This is a genomic window from Duganella sp. AC237, from assembly GCF_979254035.1.
This window is the reverse complement of the sequence record NZ_CEEDEW010000003.1, coordinates 1,903,903-1,928,202: the sequence shown is the minus strand read 5'-3', so window position 1 is coordinate 1,928,202 and position 24,300 is coordinate 1,903,903. Positions and strand designations below refer to the sequence as shown.

The following is a 24,300-nucleotide window of genomic DNA, read 5'->3' as shown; positions in this document are numbered from 1 at the left end:
CGCCGCCTGTCCCGGCGGTCTTTTTTTGTAGCTTACTTGTAGACTCGACATGCAAATCAACGGTATTCAATTCCTGCGCTTCGTCGCGGTGTTCCTGGTCCTCGGCTCGCACGCGGTGCTGGAGATGTGGCGCCGCCTCGGCAACGACGGCAGCTACCACTTCTGGCACGAGTACGGCGGCAGCGGCGTCGACCTGTTCTTCGTCATCAGCGGCTTCGTCATCACCATCTCGACCATCAAGGCGGCCGGCAGCGGCGGCGCGGCCGCCGCCTGGCTGTTCTGCAAGCGGCGCATCATCCGCATCGTGCCGATGTACTGGTTTTATACGGGCGTGAAGGTGGTGCTGATCCTGGCGCTGGGCTCGAAGGCCTTCGCCGGCGGCCTGGCGCCGGGCTTCGTGATCAGCTCGCTGCTGTTCTGGCCGACCACCAATCCGGCGGGCTATCACCTGCCGGTGCTCGAATCGGGCTGGACGCTGAGCTACGAGATGCTGTTCTACGCCAGCTTCGCGCTGGCGATCTGGCGCCGCTGGCCGCCGCTGCGCTTCAGCCTGGTGGCCTTGGGCGCCATCTTCGTGCTCGGCCAGATCGACGGCAGCCCGCTGTTCCTGAACTTTTTCGCCCGCACCCTGCTGTTTGAATTCCTGCTCGGCGGCCTGATCGCGCGCCTGTGGGTGCGCCAGGCGCCGGTGCCGGCGCTGCTGGCGCCGGCGCTGCTGGCGCTGGCGCTGTTGATGCTGTTCGTCTTGCCGCTGCCGGCCGGCACCGACCGCCTGATCAGCGTCGGCCTGCCGTGCGCGCTGCTTGTCGCCAGCGCCGTCTGGCTCGAGCGGCACCCGTGGATCAGCCGCGCGGCGGCCCGCTTCAAGCTGCTCGGCGACGCCTCGTATTCGGTGTATTTGTCGCACGGGCTGGTGATCCCGCCGATCGCCCTGGTCTTGATCAAGCTGGGCGTGCAGGACCGGCTGGTGGTGTTCTGCGCCACCGTTTTCGGCGCGCTGGCGGTGGGCTGCGTGCTGTATCTGTGGCTGGAAAAACCCGTCACCGACCGCCTCAACCGCCGCTTCAGCCCGGCGAAGGCGCCTAAACCGACCGCCACGGCGGCCTGACCGGGCGCATCGCGCCCAGCCTCAGCGTGCCACGGCGCCCAGCACGCCGCCGTGGGCGCGGATCCACAGCGGATTGAAGTGGTCGCGGTCCTTGAAGATCGACAGTCCGGCGGACTGGTCGTAGGTCAGGCAGCGCTGGCGCTCGCACAAGGCCGGGCGCATCGACAGCAGCGAGAAACCCGGTTCGGCCTGCAACGCGCGGAACAAGTCGTCGTACTCGCGGTTTTCGGCAAAGAACCAGGCCGAATCCAGACGGGCATCGATGCGGCCGTGCCAGAAGTAGTCGCGCTCGAGCTTTTTCGGCGCGCTGGTGGTGAACCACGGCGTCGAATCGAGCACGGCCACCTGCACGCCGCGGTCGAGCACACCCTGGATGGAACGGCGCACGCTGGTCAGCACGGCGGCCGGATCGGCCTGCTCGCGCACCGGCACGCAGCGCGCGCCGCGCATCGCGCAAATGCCCTCGGCGCGCGGGGTGAAGAAGGTCCAGTTCTGCGAGATCAACACGCTCTGATAGGTGCCCGAGGCGGCCAGCGCGAAGGCGCGCTTGCTGAAGGCGCCGCAGTCCTTGTCGGCGCCGACCCGTTCATAGCCCTCGATCAGCGGGCAGCCGGATTTGACCAGGAAGGTGGTGTTGACCTTGCTGTGCGCGGCGAACCAGGCGTACAGATGGCCGGCGTGCGAGTCGCCCATGACCAGCACTTTCTTGCCCGGCACGTTGGCGTTGATGACGCACAGCTTGTCGGCGCCGCGGCCATCGTTTTCGCAGGCCGGATCGAAGGTGGGCGCCCGCGCGGCCTGGCGCAAGCCTTGGTAGAAAGCGGGCTGGTCGACGCGGAACAGCAAGCCGCCGGTCTGCACGGACGCGAACGCGGCCACCGCCAGCACCGCGCCGGCGCCGCCCAGGGCGGCGTAGGCGCGCGGGCGCGACAGCGCCTTCAGGTAGCGCGCCGGTTCGATGTGGCGGAACGACAGGTAGCCCAGCAGCAGCGACAGGATGACACCGCCCACCTTGGTCAGGCGCGGCTGGTCCGTCATCAGGCCGGTCACCATGGCCGCCATCACCAGCGGCATGTGCCACAGGTAAATCGAATACGACCACGCGCCGAGCTTTTGTACCACCGGATTGTTGAGCAGGACATTGCCCTCGTAGCGGGCCAGCAGGATCAGGCAGGCGCCGGCCACCGGCAGCAGCGCGAAATAGCCGGGCCAGACCGCCTCGAGCGCGTAGTGGCGCACCACGTACAGCGACACGAGCACCACGGCGCAGCCGCCATAGCTGAGCAGCGCGGCGTGGCGCGTGGGGCCGGCGCGCGGCGCCAGCACCATGTAGACCAGGCCGCCGGCGATCATTTGCCAGGCGCGCGCGGCCACCGAGAAGAAGGCGCGCTGGCTGTCGGCGCCGACGCAGTACGCCAGCGAGGCGGCCGCCACGGCCGTCAGCAGCAGGCCCAGCGCGAAGTGGGCGCGCGCCGGCGCCAGCCGTCCGGCCAGCGCGCGCAGCACCCACACCAGCGGCGGATAGAGCATGTAGAACTGCCACTCGACCGACAGCGACCAGGTGTGCAGCAGCCAGTTGTCGTCGGCGCCCAGGGTGAAATAACCCTGCTTGGCGGCGAAATAATTGTTGGAATTGAAGTAGACGGCCTGCAGCGCCTGCTCGCCCAGGCTTTGCATGTCCGACGGCGGCAGCAGGAAATAGCCCAGCGCCAGCAGCGCCAGCACCAATGCGAACAGGCCCGGGACGATGCGCGCGCCGCGCCGCAGCACGAAGTCGAGGTAGTCGAAGCGGCCGGCGGCCATGCCGCCGACGACGATCTTGGTCATCAGGTAGCCGGAGATGACAAAGAAAATGTCGACGCCGACGAAGCCGCCGCTGAACACGCTCAGGTTGAAGTGGTACAGCACCACCATGAGCACGCTCAAGCCGCGCATGCCGTTGATATCGTTCTGGAAGCCGTTTTGGGCTGCTGGTTTCATGCTCACTCGCTAAAAAAAGGGGGCGCGCCTCAGGCGCCGGGGCGCACCGGCAGCGTCATGGCGGCGGCCGGCGCGGGCGGGCGGTGCAGCGGCACCAGCTTGCTCCAACGCAGCCCGGCGCGCTCGAACACCAGGTAAAACAGCCAGGCGAACACGCAGCAGGCCACGGTCACCAGCGCCAACCACAGCGCCTCGGTGGCCACGCTGCGGCCGGTGAGGCGGTAACCGATGCGGAAGGCGGCGCCGGTGACGGTGTTGTGGGTCAGGTAGAGGCTGTACGAGATCAAGCCCAGCCATTGCATCGGCGGGCCGCCGCCGATGCGCACCAGCCAGCCGGTGCGTCCGCACACCAGGATCAGCACCACGGTGGCCAGGCCGACCAGGTCGGGGACCGGCGCGGCCAGCATGCCGAGCACGCCGAACAGCAGCGCAACGTACACCAGCGCGGCGGCCAGCTGGCGCGGCGCGCCGCCGTGCACCGCGCGCCAGGCCAGCACGCCGGCCAGGAACAGATACCAGCGTTCGAGGAACAGGCCGTGCACGTGGAACGGCGCCCACGGGGTCAGCCACAGCGCGGCGATCGCCGCGCACGGCCACAGCACCAGGTCGAGGCCGCGCTCGGCGCCGTAGCGGCGGCGCGCGCCGGCCGCCGCCCACATCAGCAGCACAAAGGTGAAGTAAAACTGGATCTCGATGCACAGCGTCCAGTAGACGGGATTGATCAGCGGCTGGCGCGCCAGGTCCACCAGATAGGTGATGTGCAGCAGCACATTGCCGGCCGACGGCAAGACGAACGCGCGGTCCGGCACGGCGCGCGAGGCCACCCACGCGCCCAGCAGGGCCAGCGCGATGGCGGCCCAGTATGGCGGATCGAGCCGCAGCGAGCGGCGCAGCATGAAGCGTCCGACATAGCCGGCGCCTATCTCGTCGCGCAACATCGAATGGGCGATGACGAAACCGCTGATGGCGAAGAAGATCGAGACGCCGGCGTCGCCGTGCCGCAGCAGGCTGTGGAACCACGGCGGCGCGGCCGCCACCAGCGCGCCGATGTGGCCGCCCTCCAGGGCGTGGTACCACACCACCGCCAGGCAGGCGATGCCGCGCAGCATGTCGATCATGCGGTAGCGCACCGAGGTGGGCGCGCTCATGGGGCGATCCGCGCAGGGTGGGCCCCCGCCGCGCCGGCCACCATCAGGGCCTCGAGCTTGTCGATCTCGGTGTCGAGATCATGCAGCTTGGCCACGGCCGCGGCGCCGCGGCGGCCCATCCCGGCCAGCGTCTCGGCCGGGGCCTCGGTCACCGCGCGCAGCGCCACCACCAGCTCGTCGATCGAGCCGGCCGCCACCAGCCAGCCGTTGTCGCCGTCGGCGACCAGCTCCGGAATGCCGGCGATGCGCGTGGTCACCACCGGCCGGCCCAGCGCCAGCGCCTCCATGATCACGATCGGCAAGCCTTCGGCAAAACTCGGCAGCACCAGCGCGCGGCTGGCCTCGATCTCGGCGCGCACCACGTCGCTGCCCTGCCAGCCCAGCAGGCGCACCGCGTCCTGCAGGCCGTGCTCGGCGATCAGGCGCTCGATCGGCTGGCGCGACGGGCCGTCGCCGATGAAGCGCAGCTCGCAGCGGCCGCCGACGGCCACGTGGCGCGCCACCGCCTGCACCAGCAGCAACATGCCTTTCTCCGGACACAGGCGGCCGACGCACACCAGCCGTGGCGCCTGCGGAATCGGCAACGGCGCCACGCCGGTGAATTCCGGGGTGACGCTGCAACGCACCACATGCAGCTTGCCGAAGTCGGCCTGGTCGGCGAACACCATGCATTGGCTCTTGCAGAACGAGGTGATGCAGACGGTAAAGGCGGAGCGCTTGATCTTGGCCGCCAGCGACCATTTGCGCGGATCGTAAAAGATGCCAGGCCCGTGCACCGTCATGCTGTACGGAATGCCCGACAGGCACGAGGCCAGCATGGCCACCGTGGCCGAGTTTTCGGCGATGTGGTTGTGCAAGAGCTGGACGCCGCGCTGGCGCAGGCTGCGCGCCAGATAGGCCGCCTCGGCCAGGTAGGCCAGCGCCAGCACGGTGCCGCGCAGGCCCGGCACGCGCACCGACCACGCCAGGCGCGCCGTGCGCAGCAAGGCGCCCGGGCTGCCGACGGTGGCCGCCAGCAGCGCGCCGAGCAGCGGCGGGGCGCCATGGCTCAGAATGTAGTCGGTCGAGGCCTGCTCGCGCCGCACCTCGTCGCTGACATGCTGGTCCTCCTCGGCCTTGCGGATCGAATAGGTGTGCACCGTGTGCCCGCGCCGGCGCAGCGCGATCACCTCGTTGCGGATGAAAGTGTCGCTGGCGCGCGCGTAAATGCTGGTGATGTAGGCTATGTTCATCTGTCGGAAGGAAAAAGTTAATCAAAAACGACACAGGACGGCCGACGCGTCCATGCCGGCCGGCACCGTCGCGACCGTGCGGCCCCGGGCCGCACACTCAACCGGCGCGCAGGCAGGCCTCGTAAGACAGCGGCGGTTGCCAGTCCAGCACCCGCGTCAGCGCGCCGTGACCGGCCCGGGCGCCGTGGAAGCGCGCGCACAGGCGCGCCGGCACCAGCAGGCCTGGCAGCTCGCGCCCGCGGCGCAGCGGGCGCAGCAGCGCCCCGCCCACCGCGGCGCCCAGCCGCGCCAGCCCGTACGGCAGCGGCAGGCGCACCGCGGCGCCCTGCTGCCGCGCGTACTCCCAGGCCGTGACCGCATAGCCGTCGTCGACGTTAAAAGTGTGGCCGGCCGCGCGCGGATCGAGCGCGGCGACGAAGGCGTCGGCGCAATTGTCCACATGCGTCAGGCGCAGCAGGCGGCCGGCGCCGACCACCACGGCGGCCTTGCCGGCCTTGATGCCGACACCGTCGAGGTTCCTGCGGCTGGCCGACCAGATGGCGGCCGGGCGCAGCACCGCCAGCGGCATCGCGCGGGCGGCGCAATCGGCGCGGGCGGCCAGCTCCTGGCGCCACTTGGCCTGCGCATAAGCGTCCTGGCGCCCGGCGGCGGCGGCGTCGAGCAGCGGGCCGTCCTCGTCGAGCACGGCGCCCACGCGTTCCCAGTCGTAGACTGAAAAACTGCTCGCCAGCACCAGCCGGGTGCTATTGGGACCGATGGCGGCGATCAGGTTGCGGGTGCCGGCGACGGCGGTGGCAATCTTGCGTTCGGCCGGGCCGCTCATGTCGGCCGCCAGGTGGATCACGGCGTCGACCCCCTCGCAGGCTTGGCGCAGGCCGTCGCCGCTGAGCAGGTCGCAGCGCGGCGCTTCGACGGCGCCGTTCCACCCCAGCGCGGCGGCGCCTTCGGGCGTCGGCACGGTGCGCACGGCGGCGCGCACCTGGTGGCCGGCGCGCAGCAGGCGCAGCACCACGCGCTGGCCGACGAAACCGGTGGCGCCGGTGACCAGCACCCGGCTCATGCCAGTCCTCCCACGCCCTTGGCGGCGGCGGGCGTCGGCGCGGGCGCGTCGTGCAGGCGGCGGCGCAGGCGCGCGAACGGCAGCTCGACCACCTGGTAGACGGCGGTGGAGAACAGCACCGAGGCGATGAAGCCGAGCGCGGCGACGAGGTAGCGCTCGCGCGTCACGTATTGCTCGATCAGGTGCAGGAAGAAGAAATGGCACAGGTAGAACACGTATGAAATATTGCCCATCAGCCGCAGCGCACGCCAGTTGAGCGGCTTGAACACCGCCCAGTCCGGATAGCGCACCGCCAGCCAGAACAGCGGAAACAGCGCCATGCCCTGCAGGGTGTAGCGCACGGTGTCGCGGAAGAAGGCGTCGCGCACCAGGAAGGTGGCGCCCAGCACGGCCAGCGCCAGTGCCATGGCGCCGATCTGCAGCGGGCGCGACGTCCAGCGCGCGCCCGGCGTGTCGGCCGCCGGATTCATCCACAGGCCCATGATACAGCCGAACAGCATGTTGTCGAGACGGGTGTCGGAGGCCATGTAGGTGCGGTCGGACGGGGCGCCGCCATGGGCCAGCACCGCGCGCCAGGCCAGCTCCAGCGCGCACAGCGCCAGCAGGATCAGCGCCACCCGGGCGTAGCTCCAGCGCCGCACGCAGAACAGGAACAGCAGCGGGAACACCAGGTAGAAATGCTCCTCGACCGCCAGCGACCAGAACGTGCCGGTGAACGGCACCAGCGACGAACTGTCGCCGTATAAAATGTAGTAGTTGGTGCTTTGCAGCACCTGCGCCAGCACGGCCGGCCAGCGCACGGCGCCGTCAAGCACCCCGACGGCCCACAGCGCCAGCAACAGGAACAGCACCAGATACATCGGCGGCAGGATGCGGTAGACGCGCCGCAGATAAAAGTGTTTGAGCCCGAGCGTGCCGGTGCGCTCGTACTCGGCGCGCATCAGGGTGGTGATCAGATAGCCGCTCAAAAAGAAGAAGATGGTCACGCCAAAGCCGCCGGGCACCACCGTCCCCCAGCCGGCATGGCTGACGAAGACGATCATGACCGCGACCGCGCGCAGGCCGTCGAGCGACGGCAGGTAATTGGATTTCGGGGAACTCATCGATTATGCATCACAGTTGTACCGCATCAAACCGGTGCCGCGCCGGCGGCGGGCACCGTCACAAAGGCTAAGGTGTCGGCGGCCGGCGCGCGGCGGCCTCCACCGCCGGATGGTAGTTGTTTTTGCGCACCAGCACGGGCGCGATCGAACAGGCGGCGCCGACGATGAACCAGAAATACCAGTTAAACACCAGGTAGGCGAAGACATTGTCGGAAAACGAGATGATCAGGTGGGCGATGACGGTGGCGATCAACAGCACCGCCGCCAGGCGGTCGACCGGGTACAGGCCGCGCAGGCGGCCGATCAGGCGCCAAAAGGTCAGCAGGTAGGCGCCCAGCCCGACCAGGCCGATGTCGAACAGGAACTGCACCAGCAGGTTATGCGGGCTCCAATCGATGCCGCCGGCCAAGGTGAAGAAGCTCTGCGAGTGGAACCGGAACGCCTCCAGGCCGTAGCCGAACAGGTAACGGGACGGCTCCATCCAGCGCAGGCCGGCCTCCCACAGCAACACGCGCCAAGCGAACGAGTTCAGGCGCGCGTAGGCGTAGGCATCGTTGCCGTTGCCGCCGGCCAGATCCATGATCCGGTCGCGTACGCTCGGGATCAACATCGCCACCAGCGGCGTCAGCAGCAAGTACAGCAGGTATTTGCGCTCGAACATGATGGCGTAGATGACGAAGATGGCGGCGCAGCCGATCCAGGCGCTGCGCGTCTGCGTCAGCAGCAACAGGCCCATCTCGAGCAGCATATAGGCGGTGGCGGCCACGCGCGCCCCCCGGCCGAGCGAAAACGTCGCACTTTTAAGCGTGTACAACAGCAGCGAAATGATCAGGGTCAGATAGAACGCCAGGATGTTGGCGTGGCCAAAGGTGCTCTGCAGCCGGAAGCTGCTGTCGCGCATGTGCAGGGCGACGTCGACCAACGCGTACAGCGTCGGCAAAATCGACGACCAGATCACCACCTTGACGGCGAAGCGGAAATCATCCTTGGTGCGCACCAGGTAGGTGGCGGCGATGAACATCGCGAAATACGAGCACGCCGCCAGCAACACGCGGATCCCCTCGGACTTGTTGGGGGTGATCGCAAAACCGAACACGGCGATAATGATGAACGGCCACCAGGCGTTGGCCAGCGCGCGCGGAAACTCCCGGGGGCGTTCGAGCACGAACAGGGCGGCGATGAAGATCACCAGCAGGTTGACCGCCAGGCCCAGGCCCAGCTGCATGCCGCCCAGCGAGACCTTGGTCGCTTCGAGGATCGGGTCGCCGATCGAGCGCAGCAGCAAAATGGTGATCATCAGCGCCCGCTTGTCGTACAGCAGGAACAGGCATAGCGCCAGCAGCGCCGGCAAGGCCAGCAGCTTGCCGGGGCTGGTGCCCATCAGCGCGACATAGGTCGGCGTGGCCACGCCCAGGAACAGCGCCAGCAACAACGCCGCAGCGGTGACCAGGAAGGGTGGACGGGTGACCGCCTCGACCAGCCGCCACGCCAGGATGCGGCCGTCGTGCCAGGTGGCCGGCAATTTCATGCCGTCCCCTCGGCGGCCACGCGCACGCTGGCGCGCCCCGGCAGATGGCGCAGCATCCAGGCGCGCACGGCCAGCCACTCGCCGGTCTCGGGCACGTGTTTCTTTTGGAACGACCAGTAGCGCCCGGCCAGGCCCAGCTCGCGCCGGGTGCTGGCGACCCAGCGGAACGCCAGCTCGCGGTCGAGCTCTTCGGACTGCCCCAGCACCTGGCGCAGGGTGGCGGCCATGACCTCGAAGGCGCGGTCGAAATTGCCGCGGCCGTCGACGTCGAAGAACTTGGCGCCGTGGTTGCAGAACGGCGCCGGGTCGAAGTACGGCACGCCGTGGTGCAGGCAAAACGCGCGCGTGAGGTAGCGCGACACCAGCAGCGAGACGTCCATCTGCTCGGCGAAGCGGGTCACGCTGACGTTGCTGGTGTGCCAGCGGTAGCGGATCAGGCGGTCCGGCAGGTTGTTGACCTTGCCGAGCGCGGCAAGCTGGCCGAACATGAAGTAATCCTCGGCCAGGTGCGGCACCTCGATGCGCTCGCCCTCGGGCAGCACGCCGATGAAGTCGGTGCCGTAGCGCACGCCCATGCGGCGCACGGCGGCGAAGTCCATCATCGCCGTCGGGTGGGTGATGGGATTGCGGAACAGGCTGGCGGCGGTGACGCGGTCGCGCCCGACCGGCATCAGTTGCTCGGTGACGTGCTCGCCGGCGGCGTTGATCAACTCGGACTGGCCACCCATCGCCACGCAGCCGGGCTGGTCGCGGAAACCGGCCAGCTGCAGCGCGAAGCGGTCGGGGAAGCACACGTCGTCGGCGTCGTGGCGCACCACGTAGTCGCAGTCGGCCTGCTCGAGGCCGCGGTTGAGCAGGCCCGACAGGCCTTTGGCCTCGGGGAAGCTATGCACCTCGACCCGCTTGTCGCGCGCGTGGTAGGCCTCGGCCATCTCGCGGCTGCCGTCGGTCGAGCCGTGGTCGAGCACCAGCAGGCGCCAGTCGGTGAAGGTTTGCGCGATCACGCTGTCGATGGCCTCGGCCAGGAAGTCCTTGCCGTTCTTGACAGGAAGCAGGATGTCTATTTTTGCCACAGGGTCGTCCTCAAGTCAGCGGTGGGCGGCGCCGGCGCCGCGATGGTTCGTGCCGTTCACGCGCTGCGCTCGGCGGCCAGCAACGTCACCAGGCGGCTGCGCGCGGTCCACACCGAGGCGTAGCGGCTGTTCTTGCCATAGCTGTTGTCGAGCACCAGGGTCGGCATGTCCATCAGCACGGCCAGGATGTGGCCGTGCAGGCGGTCGGTGATGATCAGGTTGTGGCGCGCGAACATGGCGATGGCGTCGGCCACCAGGCGCTTGGAATACCAGATCCACAGCGGCGACATGAAGCGGTTGGCCAGCCGGCCCATGCCGCGCCGGGCCATGGCGTCGACCACGCGGCGGAACTTGTTGATGGTGCGCTCGCGCTCGCCGACGAACTGCGGCCAGTCGGTGTGGGTATCGACGCGCACGTCGGGCAACGTGCCGTGCTCGACCTTCTCGTCGTCGACGCGGGTGATGAGCATGGCGCCGCCGTTGCGGTCGTAGCCGTGGCCGACCGGATAGAGCTGGTGCGCCATGTCCGGCAGCAGGTAGACCTTGTCGGTGAAGGCGCGCGCCTGCTCGTAGGAGACGCGGTCGCGCACGCACAGGTGCAGGTCCGGGTGGCGGCGGAAGATCGCCGCCGACTCGGCCGCCTTCTCGGGCGAGGAGAAGTGGATCGACTGCGGCAGGATGATGATGCGGTTGCCCGGCTTGGCCGCAGCGACGCGCTCGCGCAGCGACTGGAAGTACGGATAGAGGTCGCCGAAGTTGCCGCCGCCGTGGAACACCACCGTCTCGTCGGCGCCGATCCAGTCCGGGCTGAACGAGAAGAACGGCGAGATCAGCCGCGGCGTGAGTGCGTGCTTGCGGAAGAACTCGACCGTGCCGAGCATGATCAGCAGGTCGCCGATGTTGCCGTGCATCGGAATGTCGACATAATGGAACGGGCGCTTGCCGATCAGTTCGAGCAGCACCGCGTGGTGGGTCATCAGTTCGGCGTTGAGCCTGGAGGATTCGAGTTTGTCAGATTCCATGGGTATCCTAGTGAGGCGTCAAGGTAGGGTCGCGCGCGGCCGGGGCAGGAAACTGCGCACCATGGCCAGGTCCGCGCGCGTGGGGAGCAAAGCGGGCATCGGTTCTTTGAGCGTGACGCGGTACATGGCCAGGGTCACCCCCAGGCGCAGCACGGCGCCGAGCAGCATGAGCAGCGCCAGGTAGACGTAGGCGTTCTCGACGGGCAGGAACGGCAGCGCCAGGAACACCGGCACCACCGAGATCAGCTGGCGCACCAGCACCAGGCCGGGACGCCCGCCGGCCGTGAAGCGCTGCGCCAGGGTCCAGCTGGCGCCGCCGCACACGCATTCGAACAGCAAAATGGCGAACGGCAGCGCCATGGCGGCGAACTTGGGTCCGTACACCAGCACGATCAGCCACGGCGAGAGCAGCGCGCCGATCGTCGCCAGCGCCAGCAGCGGCACGAACGTCAGGCGGAACGCGGTGCGCACCTTCTCGCCGAGCTGCTCAAGGTCGCGTCCGGCAAAGCGCGCGTACAGCGCCACGGCGACCGCCTCCTGCACCGCGCCGATCAGGCGCGAGGTGGTGAAGGCCAGCGCGTAGTAGCCGTACTCCTCGATGTCGCCGCGGTTGAGCAAGATGATCTTGTCGAAATTGAGCAGCAGCAGGCTCAGCAACACCGTGCCGTGCTGGTGCAGGCCGTAGCGCAGCACCTGGCGCGCCGGCACCGGTTCCTTGGGCGCGGCCAGGGCCCAGACGCGGTGGCGCAGCGACCAGTACAGGCCGGCGACGGTGAGCCCGGCCACCACCGCCAGCTGACAGTACAGCAGCTGCATGAAGTGCACCGTGTGGTACATCAGCATCAACGGCAACAGCAGCAGCAGGTTGCCCAGCACCAGGCTCAGGCGCATGCCGTTGAAGAACTTCAGGTCCGAGCGCAGCTGGGCCAGCAGGAAGAAATAGTTTTGTGTGCCCATGCAGGCGGCCAGCGCCATGATCCACGGCAGCGCTTGGCGCAACTGGGCGTCGCTGCGCAACTGGCCGCCGAGCCAGCCGACGGCGGCGGCCACGCCGGCCACCAGCAGCAGCGAATAGCCCATCAGCTTGAGGTAGGGGAAGCGGCGCGACGCGCCCACGTGGTAGACATAGCTCGACGCCAGGCCGAGCTGGGCCACGCCGGCCGCCAGCGTGCCGATCATCAGCGCCGCCGACAGCAGGCCGCGGCCCTCGGGGCCGAGCATGCGCGCCGTCAGCACCGACGAAATGAAGCTGATGGCGGTGATGCCGACCGTGGTCATCAGCGTTTTGCCGAAGGCGCCGGTCAAACCGCTCAGGCGGGTACTCATGGGACGATCCTCAATGACATCGACACGGGCGCCACTTATGGCGCCACCAGCGCGCGCGCGCCGGGACGCACCGCGCCAACGAGGTCACGCAAGAACCGTTCCTGGGCCGCGTAGGCGGCCGGCGCCTCGGCCGGGTCGCGCACCGCGATCGAGGCGCGCACCAGGATGCCGTCGCTGACCTGGCCGCGCAAGCCGTCGCGGAAGATCTTGGTGCGCATGGCCAGGCCGGCGTTCGGATAGCCGTCGCCGACGCGGGTCCAATAAGTCACCGCCTCGGTGCGGCCATTGCCGCGCGCCAGCATGTGCTTGCCGGGCACGACGGCGCCGCCATGGCCGACGGCCAGCGCCGCCGGCGCCAGGCCCATCACCTTGTAGCCCTGGGCCGGATAGCAGATCTCGGGCAGGTGCAGCTTGACGTCCTGGCGTTGCTCCTTGGCCGTGGCCAGCGCCAGCATCAGTTGCACCCCTTCCGGATTGACGTAGGTACGCATGACCACCTCGTCGTAGACCTGGTCGGTCAGCGAACCGCCCTCGTCGTTGGTGGCCAGGTTGGCCTGGGCGATGGCGCCGGGCAGCAAGGTCCACTGGCCGATGCGCTCGGGCACGGCCTGTTCGAGCGTGGCGCTCGGCGCCGCCGCCGTCAGCTTGGGCGCGAGCGCGTGGGCCGCGGCCACGCCAGCCAGGGTGCAGGCGAGAAACACGATGGCCGGGCGCAGCGCCACGCCGTCGGTCAGCGCGCGCCAGGCGCCCGGCGCCATCGGCGGCAACTGCAACCCGGCGCCCTCGGCCTTGACGCGGCGGCCGTCGACCCGCTTGGCGACCATCCAGCTGAGCATGCCGTCGACGCTGATGATGAGCATGAGCGCCGACAGGAACAACACCAGGCCGGAGAAACCGTGCAGGAAGCCCTGGCCGGCGGCGTCGCCGAGGTAAAAGGTGATGAGCGAGAGGAACACGATGCGGATGGTGTTGGCGGTAAACGAGATCGGAATGATCAACGCGGCCAGCGCGGCGTTGCGCAACACCGACGGATGGCGCACCAGGTTCATGTACAGCAGCCCGAGCGCCTCGAGCGTAAACAGCGAGTTCAGGCCGGCGCAGGCGTCGGCCACCAGCAACTGGTAGGGACCGATGTTGAGGATGACGCCGCTGCGCGAGACCGGATAGCCCAGCCAGTACAGCAGGTGTTCGGTGGCGTACGACACGCCGATCTTCATCGGCAGGGTGAGCACGTCGACGATCGACGGCGGCAGCGGGATCATGAAGAACATGAAGAAGAACGCGAACCACATGCGCGACCAGGTGCGCGCGCCGTAGAACGCCACCAGCAGGCCGCTGAGCACGAACAGCAGCGAGCCGACCTCGAAGATCTCCACGCTTTGCGAGCGCCCCAGCACGTACAGCACCAGGCCGGCGGCGAGCATGGCGCCGCCCAGCAGCGGCGCCGGCGCCCGTTCGAACTGCCCGTCCGAGATCACCTGGCGCAGGCGGAAATACAGGAACACGAAAGCGACCACCATGACGATGGGGCCGTGCGCGTTCTTCTCCGAACTCCAGGCGCCGTTGAACAGGTCGATGAAGCTGGGCAGGTACATGGCGGCCAGCCCCGCGGCCAGCAGGAACCAGGGGAGCAGGCGCGGCGGTGTGAGCGCTGCGCCGGGCGCTTTGAGCGGGGGGGACATTGAGCCGGCCATATCGGGAGTGGTCAGAAGTTGTTGAGCGCGGTGCCAACCAAGTGGGTGCGCGATTCGGCCAAGGTGGCGATGGCGTCGTGGACGTCGCGCACATGGCTGGTGTTTTGGCGGGCCACGACCAGCGCGCCGCCGGCGCGCCCGCCGATCATCTGCGCGTCCGAGCAGTCGCCGGTGGCCGGGGTGTCGATCAGGATCACGTCGAACTGCTGGGCCAGCTCGCGCAGCACCTGGCCGAAGGCCGGGCGCCCCAGCAGCTCGGACGGGTTCGGCGGCGGCGCGCCGGCCGTCAGCACCGACAGGTCCAGCAGCGGCGCGACCCGCTGCACCACTTCGACGCCGTTGCGCCCCGACAGGATCGACGACAGGCCGGCGCGGTTCTCGAGCCCGAACAACTGGTGCTGGCTGGGGTTGCGCAGGTCGGCGTCGATCAGCAAGGTGCGCTGGCCCTGCTGGGAGAACACCACCGCCAGGTTGGCGGCAAAGAAACTGCGCCCGTCGCCGCGCTCGGCGCTGGCGATGGCCAGCGCCTTGCGCTCGGCGCCGGCGTCGAACCAGCGCCACATGAGCTGGTTGCGCAGCGCGCGGAACGCCTCGACGCGCGCGGTGAACGGCTCGTAGGCGGCCACCACGCTCTCGCTGATGGCGCTCTCGCCGCGCAGCAGGTAGGGATAGTCGTACTGACGCGACAGCGCGAACTCGATGTCGGCCTCGGTGAGCAGGCCGAGCGCGAGCGCGGCGTCGCCGAAGCGCAGGTTGTACTCGACCTGGTGGCGGATCACTTTTTCAGCGTCGGCGGCCGACAGCCGGCCGATCTTGATGAGGATGGCGCCGATCGAGCGGTCCGGCGGCGGCGCCGCCTTCTCGCGCAGGTCGGGGACGGCGAACGCTTGCACGGTAGGGGTGGGATTCATGCTTGGGGCTCCAAATGGTTGGCGCAGGCGCTCACGCCTGCAAGGCCGGGGCGTCGTCGCCCGGGGGCGGCAGCGCCTGACGTGGCTTGTTCTTCACACGGGCGCGCCCGCGCGGCTTGTCGATCACGCCCAGCACCGGCAGGCCGAACGCCTCGCCCAGGTGGGACACGGAGCGCACGCGCTGGTCGAGCAGTTCGAGCACCAGCACCGCGCCCAGGCCGAGCACCAGGCCGATGACGACGGCCAGGGCGACGTTGAGCAGCACCCGCGGACCGGACGGCGACAGCGGCGCCGTCGCGGCGGTGAGCACGGCGATGTCGGCCTGCTTGGACTGGCCTTCGAGGCTGGTCTGGTTGAAGCGCTGGCCGGCCATTTCGTAGGCGCGGCGGGCGTTTTCCATCTCGTTGGTGAGCACGCTGAACTCGTCGCGCGCGCCGTTGAGCGCCTGGACCTTGGCCTTTTGCGCCGCCAGCGCGGCGCGCAGTTCGTTCTCGCGCGCCTGCAGGATGCTGGCGTTGGCCGACACGCCGCTCGAGGTCAGGCGCACCTGGTCCTCGAGGTTGCTGCGCAGTTTGTCGACCTCGGACTTGGCGGCGATGTATTGCGGGTGGTTCGGCGCCAGGCGCTGCGAGGTGTCGGCGAACTTGGCCTCGGCCGCGGCCAGGCTGCTGCGCAGGCCCTGCACCAGCGGGTTGGCCTGCACGTCCGGCGAGGTGGTGGCGCTGCCTTCGGCCTGGCGGCGGCGCGAGGACGCATCCATCACCTGGCTTTGCACGGCCACCAGCTGACTCGACAGTTCGTTGAGGCGCGCGGTCTCGACGTCGACCCGGTTGTCGGCGCTGTAGATGTTGTTCTCGCTCTGGTACTTCGACAGGCGCGACTGGGCCCGCTCGTACTGGTCGCGCAGCAGCTTGATCTGGGTGGTGATGTAGCCCGACGCCTGCTGCACCGGGTCGGTGCGCAGCTGCACGCTCAGGCCCAGGTAGGCGGTGGCGAAGCTGTTGGCCACGGCCGCGACGAACTGCGGGTCGGTGCCCTTGAAGGTGATGTTGATGACGCTGCTCTCGCGCGAGGGCACCGCGTCGACCTTGCTCAGCAGCAGGTCGGCGAGCCAGTCGCGCACGTTGCCGCGCCCGTCGGTGGCGTCGGTGAACTGCTGGCGCACGGCCGGGCTGTCGGCCAGCTTGAGGTCGTCGACCACGCGCAGCGCCGTGCTGCGGCTTTTGATGATGTCGACCTGGGTGGCGATATAGCCGGGCATCATCTGGGTGGGCTGGCTCAGGCCGGTGACCGGGTCGACGCCCTTGTAGTTGACCACCAGCGCCACGCCGGCCATGTAGGTTTTCGGCAGCAGCAGGCTGATGATGACGGCGGCGGCCACCGTCACGGCCAGGGTCAGCAGGACGATGCGGTAGCGGGCGCGCAGGGCTAGAAGAAGTTGGCTCAGGCTCATGATAGGGCTTTCAGTACGGGGGCGGTAAAAACGGCGGGGCGCGGCGTCATCAGAACAGGCTTTCCTTGACGTAGACGACATCGTCCGGACGCACCAAGTCGTCGTGCTGGGCCTCCATGATCTGCAGCTTGCCGGCCGCGTCGCGGCGCTTGATGCGCAGGCCGCGCTCGGTGCCGCGGGCGGTCAGGCCGCCGCCGGCGGCCAGCGCCTGCAGCACCGTCATGTTGCGCTCGAGGCGGAACAGCCCCGGACGCTGCACTTCGCCATAGATGAAAAAGCGCGGCGCGCGTTCGACATAGAGGACGTCGCCACCGGCCAGGTCGAGCTCGCCGAGGTTGCCGGTGCGCATGATCTGCTCGAGGTCGATGCTGTCCTTGGTGGTGGCGCCGTTGCGCTTGCGCAGCACCGAAATGACGTCGCCGCCGTCGGCGTTGACGCCGCCGGCCAGCGCCAGCACGTCGAGCAAGCTGCGGCTGGCGTCGATCGGGAAGCGCCCCGGGCGGTTGACCTGGCCCAGCACCGACACCTGCTGGCTCTGGATCAAGGTCACCAGGATGTTGACCTGTGGATTTTTGACGAAGCCGCCGCTGTCGAGCAGCGCGGCGATCTTCTTCTCGGCGGCGGCCGGCGCCATGCCGGCCACGGCCACCTGGCCGAGCAGCGGGAAGGTGACGAAGCCGCCGTCGCTCACGCGCGCCTCGGTGGTCAGGTCGGGGTTGTTGTAGACGGAAATTTTCATCACGTCGGCCGTGCCCAGCGGCAGGTCGGCGCCGTGGGCGGCGCCGGCGGCGGCCAGGGCCAGCGCCGCCAGCCAGAGGGAGAATCGTTTGATCATGTTTTATATCCTGCGTTGTATGCTATCGAATCGATGGCGCGCCGCGAAGGCGCGCCGCGTCACTTCAGGCCGGCCACGCCGCGGGCGTGGGCGTCGTCGTCGGACGTCGCAGCCGGGGCCGCAGCCGCCGGGACGCCGGCCGCCGCGGCCGCCGGGGCAGTCCCGGGCGCGAACGCCTTGTTCAGGTACTCGATCTTGGCGGCGGCGCGCAAGCGCTTGATCTCGGCCGCAGCCGCCTCCTTGTTCTTGGCGTTGACCAGGAATTGCTCGATCTGCGGCGCGACCGCATCGAACGTCACGGGCGCGTCCTTGATGTCGGTGATCACGCTCAGCACGCTGCGCTCGCCTTCGCGCACGATGAACAACTGCCCCTTGGGCATGGCCAACAGCTTCGTGGTCAGCTGCGGCGGCAAGTCGGCGCTGGTACGCGCGAGCTGGTTGCGCGCGAACTTGACGTTGCGCGCGCCGAGCTGCTCGGCGACTTCGTCAAGCGACTTGGCGCTGTCGATGAGCTTGGTCACCTCGGGCGTGACATCGGCCGTGGCCAGGATCAGCTGACGCATCTCGAACTGCTTGCGGGCGCTGAAAAAGCCCGGGTTCTTGTCGAAATAGTCCTGCTGCTCCTGGCGGCTCGGGCGCGTCCCCTGGCCCACGTGCTTTTGCATATAGGCCTGGGCGATGATCAGCGCCTTGGCGCGTTCGATCGCCTGCACCGTCTTCGGATCGCGGTCGAGCTTTTCCTCGGCCGCGGCGCTTTGCAGCAACTGGCGGTCGATCAGGCTCTCAAGCACCTGCTTCTTGGCGGTTTCCTGCTGGGCCGGCGCGACGTTGGCGCGCTGCAGCTCGTCGTTGAGCTGGAGCATCGTGATCTCGGTGCCGGCGACGCTCGCGAGCGCCTGGCCGGAACTTTTTTCCTTCTTGTCGCCGCAGCCGACCAGCCCGGCGGCGGCGGCGAGCAGGACGACGGCGCAGCCGCCGCGGTAAAACGCGTCGCGCGCGCGCGCTGTTCGCGCTGTTGGGTGATAGCTCAAAATTACTCCTTGAAAATCATTTACACGGTCAGCGATGGGCCGCTGTCGCCAGCGAATGCCGCACCGCACCAATTTACAGGAAACTTGTATCGGATGCAACGGCCGATACAAAAAACCCGGCAACGGCATAGATACCCATACGACAATCTTAGTTGCTGCGATTGTAACGCTTCCCAGCGCGGCGCGGCCGGAATTTTCGTACCGGGACGCCCTCTTTTCGTGCCGGCCGGCCGTCAGTGGGCATTCTCGCGCTTGGCCACCACGTGCACCGTGCGCAAAATGATCCACAAGTCGAGCCACAACGACCATTTGCGCAGATAGTCGAGATCGTAATTGATGCGTGCCTCCATCTTGTCGAGCGTCTCGGTCTCGCCGCGCAAGCCGTTGACCTGGGCCCAGCCGGTGATGCCCGGCTTGACCTTATGGCGCAGCATATACCCCTTGATCAGTTTGCGATATTGCTCGTTGTGCGCCACCGCGTGCGGGCGCGGGCCGACAATGCTCATGCGCCCCTGCAGCACGTTGATGAACTGCGGCAATTCGTCCAGCGAGCTTTTGCGCAGGAAAGCGCCGACCTTGGTCACCCGCTGGTCGCCCTTCTTGGCCTGCACCACCTTGGCGCCGTCCTCGGCCACGGTCATCGAGCGGAATTTGTAGACCAGGATCTCCTCGCCGTTCAAGCCGTAACGGCGCTGGCGGAAGATGATCGGCCCGGGCGAGGACATTTTGACGGCCACGGCGATGACGGCCATGATCGGCAGCAACATGACCTGGATCAGCGCGGCGATGACGATGTCGCTGATGCGCTTGAGGATGCCGTTCAGGCCGGTGAACGGCGACTCGCAGATGGCGATCACCGGCATGCCGCCGACGGTGTCGAAGCGCGCCTGCATCAGGTCGAACACATAGATGTCGGGCAGGAAGTAGACCGACGCCGTGGTGTCCTGCAGCTCGTCGAGCAGCTTGCGGATGCGCGGCTGGGCCGACACCGGCTGGCTGATCATGATGATCTTGATGCTGTGCTCGCGCACGTAGCCGGCGATGTCGGCCATGCCGCCGAGCATCGGCTCCTTCATGTCCTCCGGCCAGCGGTTTTGCGCGCGGTCGTCGAAGTAGCCGGCCACCTTCATGAACAGGTTGGGGTTGCGTCCGACCGAGGCGGCGAACTTCAGGCTCATGGCGTTGGCGCCGATCAGCACCACCGAGCGCATCTCGCCCGGGGCGTTGGGATCGGCGCCGACGCGGCGCCCGGCCAGGTGGATCAGCAGCAGGGCCAGCGGCGTGACGATGAACCACAGCAGCACCACTTGCCGGTTGTAATGGCGCGTCATGTCGCCGACGGCGCCGAGGAACACCAGGAAGCCGACCGTGATGAGCCAGCCGACGCAGACGTCGCGCGCGTACGCCAGCATGCGCCCGGCGCGCCAGGTACGGTACGGATCGACATACTGGTAGGCGGCGGCGGCGATGAAATGCCCCAGAATCATGAGCACCAGCTCGTAGCCGGAGAACGGCGCGCCCAGCGCCATCGTGCACAGGTACAGGCTGCCCATGATGATGAGCGGGTCGAGCACGCGCTGGAAGAACGAGATCAAAGGTATATCGTTGGCCGTCATGGTCAGAACTGCAGCGTGGCGTTGATGGCGGCCCCGTTGGCCGTGTAGGAGTTGGTGCCGGCCGCCAGGCTGCCACTGCGGCGGTCACGGAACACGCTCGCCTGCAGCGACAGGTTGCGCCACGGCCGATAGGCCACGCCGGCCGAGAGCCGGTTGCTGGTGTCGCTCAGCTGCGATGGCGGCAACTGCACCCCGGACAGCGAGTACGGCGAGAAGTCGCGTTTTTCGTGCTTGTAGTTGGCCGTCGCGTCGATCTTGGACGTGACCGCCCAGGACGCGCCCAGCGCGATGCCCTTGATCAGCGCGCTATTGACGAAGGCGCCCTCGATGGCGCCGTATTCGCGGTACAGCTGGGCGTTGAGTTTGACCTGCTCGGTCGGCGCGGTGCTCACGATCAGCCGGCCGTTGGTGCCGCGGTCGTCGCGCGCGCTGAAGAAGTCGTGCTTGCGCTGCACGAAGCCGCCCAGGAAATTGACCTGGGTGGCGCCCGAGACGAGCCACAGGATGCTGATCTTTTGCTCGTCCTGGGTGTAGCCGTTGTCGGTGAAGCCGAGCGACTCCTGGAATGGATAGCTGCCCTTGAGGCGGCGCAGCTGCACTCCGATGGTGCTGCCGCTGGCGGCCAGGTAGTCGACGCCGGACATCACCGACGTTTCGGTACGGTCGTTCTGGCGCTGCGAGAGCAGCTCGTAGGTGTAGCGCTCGCGGTTGTAGCCGGCGCGCAAGCGCCAGCTCGGGTGGAAACCCCAGTTGCCGTCGGCGTACTCACGCCGCACCTTGCGCAGGTTGCGCTCGGAAGTGCCGTTGAAGTCGGAGAACGGCGCCAGCACCTCGCTGTAGGCGGCGCCAACATGGCCGTCGAAGTGGTTGCCGAGGAACCAGCCCCAGTCACCGCTGAGGTCCTTGCCCGTGTAGTCGAGCTGGTCGTTGTGCTCGAAGCTCACGCGCGAGAACTTGGCCTGGCCGGTCAGCAGCTGGCGCCCGACGGGACGCTCGAACGACGCGCCGGCGATCAGGCTGCGCATGGTGTCGGACCGGCTTTCGACGGCCCTGGCGCTATCGTCGGACAAGCGGAACAGGTTGTCGTCGCGGTTGAGCGCGACGCTGACGAACGGATGCACCGTATCGGACAACTGGGCCCAGGCGGGCGCGTTCAACAGCGCGCCGGACAGCAATACCGTGCCAACTCGCAACACCTGAAGGGGCCGCGAACCGCCCGCGATCCGGCGTGCGGGACAGACCGGGGGAACGCCGAATGTGTCTTGATCGTTTCGCAAATTTTTCAACATTATTCTTCTTAGGTTAGAGTCACCGACGGTCGGCGAAGTCGCGCGGACCTGCCAGAGATAGCCATACGGCACATCGACCGGTGAAAATTATCCAAGCGCCCAATGGCCCCATTGGTCACCCCGTGTGCAACAATTGCCGACTCTTATCGCTGCGCGGATACAACAAAAAGCGGACCGCGCCGGCGGCCGCGCTGGCCGCCCAGCGATTATGTTCGACACCGAATAATAACACCGCAACAACAGTCTCCAGCTTTTTCACGCGTATCGTGTTGACGTTAAGAAAGTCAAGATTCTGTGCTTGCCGCAACAAAAATAATCGCCGAACAACTCCACCCGCGCGGCGCCGCTTCCCCGCCGCACATTTGACCGCGCGCGGCCCGCGTGGTTCCAGCGCCTGCCACCGAGCGGGCCGGTTTACAGCCCTGGAGCGGTGACGGGACGATGGGCGGCGGCGGAATGCTGCGGCGCGGCGCGGCGCCAAGAACCCACCGCGCGCCCCGCTCGCCGTGCAAGACGCAACTAGTATAATAAAATCATTGTAATCTGACTACACCGATACCAACTTTTTTATTGCCCTGCACAAAATCAGCCCTGGCGCGCTTCAATCTGCTCCCATTTCTCCAGCGCGGCCAGCAGCAAGCCCTCGATCTCCTCGACGCGGGCGTGCACCCGCTTGGCCTCGGCCGCGTTCTTCTTGTAGAAATCGGGGTCCGACAGCTGCAAGGTCAGCGCGCTCTGCTCGTCCTCGAGCGCGGCGATCTGCTTGGGCAGCTCGTCGAGCTCGCGCTGCTCCTTGAAGCTGAGCTTTTTGGCCTTGGCCACGGGCGCCGCCATGGTCGAGACCGGCTCGGCCGCCTTCACGGCGGCGGCCGGCCTGGCCTTGGGCGCGGCGGCCACGGTGTCGCGCACCCGCTCCCAGTCGCTGTAGCCGCCGACGAACTCGCGCCACTGGCCCTGCCCTTCGGCGACGATGACCTGGGTGACGACGTTGTCGAGGAAGGTGCGGTCGTGGCTGACCAGGAACACGGTGCCGGTGTATTCCTCAAGCAACTCCTCCAGCAGCTCCAAGGTGTCGATGTCCAGATCGTTGGTCGGTTCGTCGAGCACCAGGCAGTTGGCCGGCTTGGCGAACAGGCGCGCCAGCAGCAGGCGGTTGCGCTCGCCGCCGGAGAGCGACTTGACCGGCGAACGCGAGCGCTCGGGCGAGAACAGGAAGTCGTTCAGATAGCTCATCGAGTGCTTGCGCTGGCCGTTGACCTCGACCCAGTCGCTGCCCGGCGAAATGGTGTCGATCAGGCTGGCCTCCTCGTTGAGCTGGGTGCGCATCTGGTCGAAGTACGCCACCTGCAGCTTGGTGCCCAGGCGGGCGCTGCCCTCGTCCGGCGTCAGTTCGCCCAGGATCATCTTGAGCAGGGTGGTCTTGCCGGCGCCGTTGGCGCCGATCAGGCCGACCTTGTCGCCGCGCAGGATGGTACCGGTGAAGTTGTCGACGATGACCCGGTCGCCGAAGCGCTTGCTGACGTTTTCGAGCTCGGCGACGATCTTGCCCGAGCGCTCGCCCGAACCGACCTCCAGCTTGACCTGGCCCTGCTGTTCGCGGCGCGCCGAGCGCTGCAGGCGCAGCGCCTCGAGGCGGCGCACGCGGCCCTCGTCGCGCACGCGGCGCGCCTTGACGCCCTTGCGTATCCACACCTCCTCCTGCGCCAGGAACTTGTCGAACTTGGCGTTCTCGACTTCCTCGTTCTCCAGTTGCTCGGCCTTGCGGCTCTGGTAGGTGGTGAAGTTGCCCGGGTACGACAGCAGGCGGCCGCGGTCGAGCTCGATGATGCGGGTGGCGACGTTGTCGAGGAAGGAGCGGTCGTGGGTGATGAACAGCACGCTGCCCTTGAAGTCGCGCAGCAGGCCCTCGAGCCACAGGATGGAGCTGAAATCGAGATGGTTGGTCGGTTCGTCGAGCAGCAGCACGTCCGGCGCCGACACCAGCGCGCGCGCCAGCGCCACGCGCTTTTGCATGCCGCCCGAGAGCGTCTTCATGAGCATGTCGCCGGTCAGGTTTAGCTTGTCGAGCACGGTTTCGACCTTGTTCGACAGGTTCCAGGCATCGCCGGCGTCGAGCTTGACCTGGATGTCGTGCATGCGCTCCATGACGGCGTCGTCGTTGCCCTGGCCGAACTGACCGGTGAGCGCGTCGTATTCCTTCAGCAGCGCCGGCAGTTCGCCCATGCCGGCGGCCACGGCGTCGTGCACGTTCATTTCGGGATCGAACACCGGTTCCTGCTCGACGTAGGCGATCTGGAGGTTTTGTTGCATCACCAGCAAGCCGTCGTCGAGCTTGAAGCGGCCCGAGATCACCTTCAGCAGCGACGACTTGCCGGTGCCGTTGCGGCCGATCAGGCCGACGCGCTCGCCGGACTCCAAAGAAAATTCCGCATGGTCGAGCAGCGCGACGTGGCCGAACGCCAGTTGCGCCGATGAAAGAGAGATGACTGCCATATAAGTAATAGATGATCGGCGGCCGGCGCGTGGCGCCGGGCGAGCCGGTGGTTTGGATGGAAAGCAGCATTGTACCCATACTGGACGGCCAGCAGGCGGATTCCGCGCCCAAATTCCGCCGGCCGCGCCGGCGCTGGGCTATAATGGCGCTCGCTTCACGGCGTCCTCCCCGTAGCACAATGGATAGTGCACATGCCTCCTAAGCGTGGGATACTGGTTCGATTCCAGTCGGGGGGACCAGCACACTACTCTTAATATGAATCAAATCGTCGCACACAATCTCAAGACCCGCATGCCCTCTAGGCAGGGCGGGTTTTTTGTTATGTCGTGGCGTCTCATGAAATCTTATCCCAGCTCAACACTTGGGCGGTACCTCTGGCGGTACCTCTCAACCCTAC

General features: G+C 67.6%; 19 protein-coding genes and 1 tRNA gene. 2 read left to right on the top strand and 18 right to left on the bottom strand.

Annotated features, from left to right (window positions below; genetic code table 11):
- The first annotated feature begins 49 nt into the window (after positions 1 to 49).
- Positions 50 to 1,108, top strand: coding sequence for an acyltransferase family protein (locus tag AC0IYS_RS08940; protein ID WP_471704827.1), 1,059 nt, complete (start codon positions 50 to 52; stop codon positions 1,106 to 1,108).
- 21 nt (positions 1,109 to 1,129) lie between these two features.
- Here AC0IYS_RS08940 and AC0IYS_RS08935 read toward each other — a convergent pair whose 3' ends face one another.
- From AC0IYS_RS08935 to AC0IYS_RS08850, 18 genes are all read right to left on the bottom strand, one after another.
- Positions 1,130 to 3,088, bottom strand: a complete 1,959-nt coding sequence (locus AC0IYS_RS08935) for an acyltransferase family protein (protein WP_471704826.1) — start codon at positions 3,086 to 3,088, stop codon at positions 1,130 to 1,132.
- A 29-nt stretch (positions 3,089 to 3,117) separates the two neighbouring features.
- On the bottom strand, positions 3,118 to 4,236 hold the full coding sequence (locus AC0IYS_RS08930) for an acyltransferase family protein (RefSeq protein WP_471704825.1): 1,119 nt from the start codon (positions 4,234 to 4,236) through the stop codon (positions 3,118 to 3,120).
- Entirely contained in the window at positions 4,233 to 5,468 is a 1,236-nt protein-coding gene (locus AC0IYS_RS08925) for a glycosyltransferase (protein WP_471704824.1), read from the bottom strand. The genes AC0IYS_RS08930 and AC0IYS_RS08925 overlap by 4 nt, the downstream gene beginning before the upstream one ends.
- A gap of 97 nt (positions 5,469 to 5,565) precedes the next feature.
- Positions 5,566 to 6,528 carry an NAD-dependent epimerase/dehydratase family protein gene (locus tag AC0IYS_RS08920; protein ID WP_471704823.1) on the bottom strand — a complete coding sequence of 321 codons (963 nt, stop codon included), beginning with the start codon at positions 6,526 to 6,528 and terminating at the stop codon, positions 5,566 to 5,568.
- A complete protein-coding gene (locus tag AC0IYS_RS08915; RefSeq protein WP_471704822.1) occupies positions 6,525 to 7,631 on the bottom strand; it encodes an acyltransferase family protein in 1,107 nt (368 codons plus the stop codon). The genes AC0IYS_RS08920 and AC0IYS_RS08915 overlap by 4 nt, the downstream gene beginning before the upstream one ends.
- A gap of 67 nt (positions 7,632 to 7,698) precedes the next feature.
- The gene (locus AC0IYS_RS08910; RefSeq protein WP_471704821.1) at positions 7,699 to 9,159 is read right to left on the bottom strand and encodes an O-antigen ligase family protein; all 1,461 of its coding nucleotides are present in this window, start codon (positions 9,157 to 9,159) and stop codon (positions 7,699 to 7,701) included.
- Positions 9,156 to 10,232 (bottom strand): glycosyltransferase family 2 protein, encoded by a 1,077-nt coding sequence (locus AC0IYS_RS08905; protein WP_471704820.1) that lies wholly within the window; start codon positions 10,230 to 10,232, stop codon positions 9,156 to 9,158. Before AC0IYS_RS08905 ends, AC0IYS_RS08910 begins: the two co-directional genes overlap by 4 nt.
- 56 nt (positions 10,233 to 10,288) lie before the next feature.
- Positions 10,289 to 11,254: a polysaccharide pyruvyl transferase family protein gene (locus AC0IYS_RS08900; protein WP_471704819.1), complete on the bottom strand. Its 966-nt coding sequence runs from the start codon at positions 11,252 to 11,254 to the stop codon at positions 10,289 to 10,291.
- Positions 11,255 to 11,272: 18 nt separating this feature from the next.
- Positions 11,273 to 12,580: a lipopolysaccharide biosynthesis protein gene (locus AC0IYS_RS08895; protein ID WP_471704818.1), complete on the bottom strand. Its 1,308-nt coding sequence runs from the start codon at positions 12,578 to 12,580 to the stop codon at positions 11,273 to 11,275.
- 35 nt (positions 12,581 to 12,615) lie between these two features.
- Entirely contained in the window at positions 12,616 to 14,262 is a 1,647-nt protein-coding gene (gene xrtB / locus AC0IYS_RS08890) for an exosortase B (RefSeq protein ID WP_471704817.1), read from the bottom strand.
- 23 nt (positions 14,263 to 14,285) lie between these two features.
- Positions 14,286 to 15,185, bottom strand: coding sequence for a chain length determinant protein tyrosine kinase EpsG (epsG, locus tag AC0IYS_RS08885; protein ID WP_471704816.1), 900 nt, complete (start codon positions 15,183 to 15,185; stop codon positions 14,286 to 14,288).
- A 31-nt stretch (positions 15,186 to 15,216) separates the two neighbouring features.
- Positions 15,217 to 16,638, bottom strand: coding sequence for a chain length determinant protein EpsF (epsF, locus tag AC0IYS_RS08880; protein WP_471704815.1), 1,422 nt, complete (start codon positions 16,636 to 16,638; stop codon positions 15,217 to 15,219).
- Positions 16,639 to 16,687: 49 nt separating this feature from the next.
- Positions 16,688 to 17,470, bottom strand: coding sequence for a polysaccharide export protein EpsE (epsE, locus tag AC0IYS_RS08875; protein WP_471708829.1), 783 nt, complete (start codon positions 17,468 to 17,470; stop codon positions 16,688 to 16,690).
- 62 nt (positions 17,471 to 17,532) lie between these two features.
- A complete protein-coding gene (locus AC0IYS_RS08870) occupies positions 17,533 to 18,504 on the bottom strand; it encodes an EpsD family peptidyl-prolyl cis-trans isomerase (RefSeq protein ID WP_471704814.1) in 972 nt (323 codons plus the stop codon).
- Between the two features lie 233 nt (positions 18,505 to 18,737).
- Positions 18,738 to 20,120, bottom strand: coding sequence for an undecaprenyl-phosphate glucose phosphotransferase (locus tag AC0IYS_RS08865; RefSeq protein ID WP_471704813.1), 1,383 nt, complete (start codon positions 20,118 to 20,120; stop codon positions 18,738 to 18,740).
- A gap of 2 nt (positions 20,121 to 20,122) precedes the next feature.
- The gene (gene epsL, locus AC0IYS_RS08860; protein ID WP_471704812.1) at positions 20,123 to 21,277 is read right to left on the bottom strand and encodes an XrtB/PEP-CTERM-associated polysaccharide biosynthesis outer membrane protein EpsL; all 1,155 of its coding nucleotides are present in this window, start codon (positions 21,275 to 21,277) and stop codon (positions 20,123 to 20,125) included.
- Positions 21,278 to 21,524: 247 nt separating this feature from the next.
- On the bottom strand, positions 21,525 to 21,668 hold the full coding sequence (locus AC0IYS_RS08855) for a hypothetical protein (RefSeq protein WP_471704811.1): 144 nt from the start codon (positions 21,666 to 21,668) through the stop codon (positions 21,525 to 21,527).
- A 326-nt stretch (positions 21,669 to 21,994) separates the two neighbouring features.
- Entirely contained in the window at positions 21,995 to 23,902 is a 1,908-nt protein-coding gene (locus AC0IYS_RS08850) for an ATP-binding cassette domain-containing protein (RefSeq protein ID WP_471704810.1), read from the bottom strand.
- A gap of 165 nt (positions 23,903 to 24,067) precedes the next feature.
- Between AC0IYS_RS08850 and AC0IYS_RS08845 the strand changes: the two genes are divergently transcribed.
- A tRNA-Arg gene (locus AC0IYS_RS08845) sits at positions 24,068 to 24,142 on the top strand.
- The last annotated feature ends 158 nt before the right edge of the window (positions 24,143 to 24,300 follow it).